We start from the raw sequence: 4,592 nt of genomic DNA on the forward strand, positions 1-4,592 counted from the left end.
CCATTCTATAGCATGTCCAACGATTATATTTTGTAGTTGAAAATAGTTTATTTTGGATAAGCTTCTGTTGTCAGTTTTTTTAGTTTTTCCTTCACATAGCTTTTTCATTGAAACCTGTGCTTAATTAAGTTAAATTTTATACTATACTTGGCGTATTATAATGTATTTATTGAAATAATTAAAACCACAAAATTATTTCTAATAGAAAAATAAATACACTTTTAATAACTTTTTTATTGCTGATAGAAATATTTTTGTTATATTTGCAGAGCAGTTCTTTGAAATTGTTTGTTTAGTGAGCCCAAGAGTTTTTTATAAAACTGTTGAAGAGGGTAAAAACCTCCACCCGTTAGGGTTATTGTAACGGCAACGAGAAGCTGTTGAAGTTGAACCGCTGTATATGCGAATCGAACTTGACCAGGCATCGTTATCCTTGCAAAATTGCTTAAACTTAAGATTGATCAAGTATTCATTCCTATTTAGTTAGGATTGATTAGAATTGATTAGAATTGATTAGAATTGATTCCATTTATTTAAGCAGGAAATCGAGAAGTGTTAATAGGACTGTATCCTATATGGGTTCACGCAGCTGATTAAGCAGGCAGCATAGTGCTTCCCTTGTAATTAAAATGATATAGTTATGCAAAACAAACAAAGAGTTGACCAGCTTCTAGATGGAGTTAGGTCGTTACTAACAAAGGACGGGTACGCGTTCTCGGAAGAAGATAAAGCTTTACTTGAAGATGTTCTAGTAGAGTTAGAAAAAATGTCAAATAGTGAAAAGAAGAGTAATAATCTTCAAATAACTATCCAAGTATTTAATCTTGTCCTGAAATTGTGTAAATTCTTCGGAATTGATGATTATACAGGATTATTCTAATTTCCACACTTCTCATTTTTTCATTAAATTATTTTATACCATGAATATAGGTAATGCCATAAAAGATTTAAGACAGCAGAAAGGATTTAAACAATCCGATTTTGCTGTCGAATGTGGATTATCTCAGTCATATCTTTCTTCGATTGAAAAAGGAAAAAAAGAACCAACTTTAGGCATCTTGAAACAAATTGCAAATGCACTTTCAATTCCAATGCCGGTATTAGTTTTCTTTTCCTTAGACATAGAGGATATTGCTGAGTCGAAACGTGATGCCTTTAAGATACTAGAACCGTCTATTAAAGGATTAATTAGTGATGTTTTTATTTCTTAAATATTGAAAACCCGAATCAAAGATTTAGCTTATGTTTTAAAAGTTGATAAAAATTATTTGGTTCAACTAGCAAATGACATTGATGCCAACGAGAGTAATTTTTATAACAATTGGGATGAGCCTAAAACGGATGATAAAGGTTTACCCAGATATGATGAAAATGGAGTAGCATTAACTCGTCCAATAAACGCTCCTATAAAAAAACTGAAGTATATACAATCATTATTATTAAAAAATGCTTTGTACAAGCTTACTTTACCGGAATATTTTTATGGTGGATTGAAAAAGAAAGATGCTGTATTAAATGGTCGTCATCATCAAGGAAACAAGTTTTTCTTTCTAACAGATTTAAAAGATTTTTATCCATCAGTGCATCATACAAGTGTTGAAAGTGCACTTCGCAAAGAGGGATTCTATCCCGATATTGCAAGATTAATTACTCGTCTTTGTACAAAAGAGGGTGCTATTCCACAAGGTTGCCCTACATCATCATTTTTAGCTTCATTGGTAGTTTATCATAGTTGTGGAGACATCTTAGATAAATATATTTCACAAGGTTTTAAATTGTCTGTTTATGTAGATGATATTACAATTTCTAGTCCTGTTGATTTTAAAAGTATAACGCCAAAAATAATCGAGGAATTACGAGAGCGTAGCTTAAAAATAAATTTCTCAAAAACACATTACTGCACAAAAAATCCGAAAGTTACAGGAGTGCATGTAAAAAACAATGGTATTTCAGCATTGCCACACACTTTTACCTCCGCTATAGACTTAAGTAAAACCGAAGCTTCACGAAAAGGTCATTTGGAACGGATTAAGTATATAAAAAAGGTAGCTAAAGAAAAAAATCCCAATAAAATTCAAGGCAAAGATTAGCATTGATTAAGATTTAAGTTAGATTAATATGTATTGGACTATCTCCTCTAATTTGTTTTTTATTCGGTTGGTCAGTGAGGCTGTTTCACGCTTTTTCATTTACTCATTATCCTTAAAAAAATCTCCCTCCTAGTCTCATTCCCCAGAAAAGACAGAAAAAATATCAGATTTTGTTAGTAAAAAAAATATAAAACCTTATTTTTGCATACCTATAAAAAATGCAACCTAAAATTCAACTGATAGTACTGTGGAAAATCCGAATGCACAAAAATTAATTAATAAAATCCAACTTGACCTGTTCAAAAAAGGATTTGATGCCGAGACATTAATTGGAGATTTAAAAAAATTACGCGAATTAGCTTTGGACGAACAAAATCCTGTGCTCGTTAAAGCGATACGTTTAACGTACGAACATATTGAAGAATATAACGCATTTTTAATTGCTATTCCGGACGATGAACCTCTTGAAGATTCTGAAGAAAATGAATCAGAAATCGTAAGACCGGAAGAAACGGATCTTGAAAGTCTGGAATATCTTATTTCATTATTTTCGGATCTGAAAAACAAAAACAATATCTCTGACTTACGAGAATACAACAAAGCGTTTTTGGCTTTTTAAGAATAGATTCCTATTTTACATAATATAAAACTGTACTTAAAATAGTACAGTTTTTTTTATATCTTTTAGTGAATAATTAACGAATTTTCTGCTTTTCTGTTATACATTTGGCGCAACAAAACCCGGATATTTAGCCGGTTTTTTTATAACTCATTATCAACTATTTAATACTAAAATAATGTTGCGTTTCTTTAAAATCATTGCCTTTTTGGAAGGGATCTCCCTCCTGCTGCTTTTATTTGTAGCCATGCCTTTAAAATATATGTACGACAAACCAGAAATGGTTCGTATGGTTGGAATGGCTCACGGCTTATTGTTTATCGGTTATATCGTTTTGGCCAGTATGCTTAAAATGGAAGAAAACTGGTCGCTAAAAAAATACCTTATTGTTTGTGTTGCTTCGGTAATTCCGTTCGGGACATTTTATGTTGAAAAAAAAATTCTGTAATTTTAAAATATGAAAATCTTTAATTGGGCATATAAAATTCTGAAAAACATGGATTTCAGCGATACCTGGGCTTCGTATCTGAACCTGGCGATCAACATTGTAATCCTGATTGCAATCGCTTATATTTTAGATTATATTTTTAAAAAAATACTCATTATTATATTGGCTATCATAGCCGAAAAAACAAAATCGAGTTTCGACGATTTCCTGGTAGCCAATAAAACGGCTAAATATGTTGCCCATCTGGTCCCACTCTACTTTATCAGTAAAGTCGTTCCGGTAATCCTTAAAAATTTTGTGTACTGGGAAAGCTTTTTCGGAAAAAGTGTCAAAGTGTATATGGTTTTCCTGTCGCTGTGGATTATCCGAAGTATTTTTAATTCGTTAAAGGATTATCTAAAGGAAAAACCAAAATTTAGTGATAAACCGATAGATAGTTATACGCAGGTTATCATGATCATTCTTTGGGTCTATGCGATCACCTATTTGGTATTGATCCTGTTTGATACGAATTTTAAAACCTTATTGGGAACTTTCGGAGCCATTTCGGCAATTATTATCTTAATTTTTAAAGACACGATTTTAGGATTAGTGGCCAGTATACAGGTTACGGTAAACGATACCGTTCGAATTGGCGACTGGATTACAATCGATAAATTCGGCGCCGATGGCGATGTAATTGAAATCAACCTAGCGACGGTAAAAGTGAAAAATTTCGATAATACGACCACTACCGTACCGACGTATAGTCTTATTTCGGATTCGTTCCGAAACTGGCGTGGTATGCAAAATTCCAACGGGAGGCGTATTAAACGCCATATTCTGATAAAAGAAAATAGTGTTCGGTTTATTCATCCGAATGAAATGGATCATTTTAAGAAAATTCAATTGATCACTTCTTATATCGATCACCGTCAGTCCGATATTGAAAAATTTAATACGAATAACAGTATCAATAAAGAATTGGCCATAAACGGTCGGAATCTGACTAACCTTGGGTTATTCCGGAAATACCTGACGAGCTATTTGGAAAGTCATGCCGGAATTAATAAAGAAATGAACCTTATGGTTCGCCATTTACAACCTACGGATAAAGGGATTCCGATTGAAATTTATGCCTTTGTTTCGGATAAACGCTGGATCAATTACGAACATATTATGGCCGATATCTTCGATCATATTATTGCTTCGGTAAATTATTTCGATCTGGAAATTTTTGAATTACCATCCAATAGCAATCGTAAAGACTATTCGGAAGACTAATTCGATAAAAATAAAAATGATAAGGGGTACTTTTGTATCCCTTTTTTAGGTGCAAAATGTACTTAAATCATCAAAATGATCCGTAAATAAGATAAAATGAAAAGTATTGTGGATACAGACTAAATAAAATGTATATTTAGTATTACTTTATCCGTAAAAACAAACAGTGTTG

5 protein-coding genes are annotated in these 4,592 nt (G+C 32.3%); all 5 read left to right on the forward strand.

Annotated elements, in window-relative coordinates; translation table 11 throughout:
- Positions 1-920: 920 nt before the first annotated feature.
- Positions 921-1,211, forward strand: coding sequence for a helix-turn-helix transcriptional regulator (locus Q1R07_RS16150; RefSeq protein WP_300492216.1), 291 nt, complete (start codon positions 921-923; stop codon positions 1,209-1,211).
- A gap of 3 nt (positions 1,212-1,214) precedes the next feature.
- Positions 1,215-2,090 (forward strand): reverse transcriptase family protein, encoded by an 876-nt coding sequence (locus tag Q1R07_RS16155; RefSeq protein WP_300492218.1) that lies wholly within the window; start codon positions 1,215-1,217, stop codon positions 2,088-2,090.
- 247 nt (positions 2,091-2,337) lie between these two features.
- Positions 2,338-2,709 (forward strand): hypothetical protein, encoded by a 372-nt coding sequence (locus Q1R07_RS16160; RefSeq protein WP_300492220.1) that lies wholly within the window; start codon positions 2,338-2,340, stop codon positions 2,707-2,709.
- A gap of 178 nt (positions 2,710-2,887) precedes the next feature.
- Entirely contained in the window at positions 2,888-3,157 is a 270-nt protein-coding gene (locus tag Q1R07_RS16165; protein WP_136401480.1) for a DUF3817 domain-containing protein, read from the forward strand.
- A gap of 9 nt (positions 3,158-3,166) precedes the next feature.
- The gene (locus Q1R07_RS16170; RefSeq protein ID WP_300492223.1) at positions 3,167-4,420 is read left to right on the forward strand and encodes a mechanosensitive ion channel domain-containing protein; all 1,254 of its coding nucleotides are present in this window, start codon (positions 3,167-3,169) and stop codon (positions 4,418-4,420) included.
- Positions 4,421-4,592: the final 172 nt, after the last annotated feature.

This window comes from Flavobacterium sp. (assembly GCF_030146175.1).
Taxonomy (GTDB): Bacteria; Bacteroidota; Bacteroidia; order Flavobacteriales; family Flavobacteriaceae; genus Flavobacterium.

Coding starts and splice junctions, on each gene's coding strand:
- Q1R07_RS16150 (WP_300492216.1), top strand. CDS start 921: ATGAATATAGGTAATGCCATAAAAGATTTAAGACAGCAGAAAGGATTT.
- Q1R07_RS16165 (WP_136401480.1), top strand. CDS start 2,888: ATGTTGCGTTTCTTTAAAATCATTGCCTTTTTGGAAGGGATCTCCCTC.
- Q1R07_RS16170 (WP_300492223.1), top strand. CDS start 3,167: ATGAAAATCTTTAATTGGGCATATAAAATTCTGAAAAACATGGATTTC.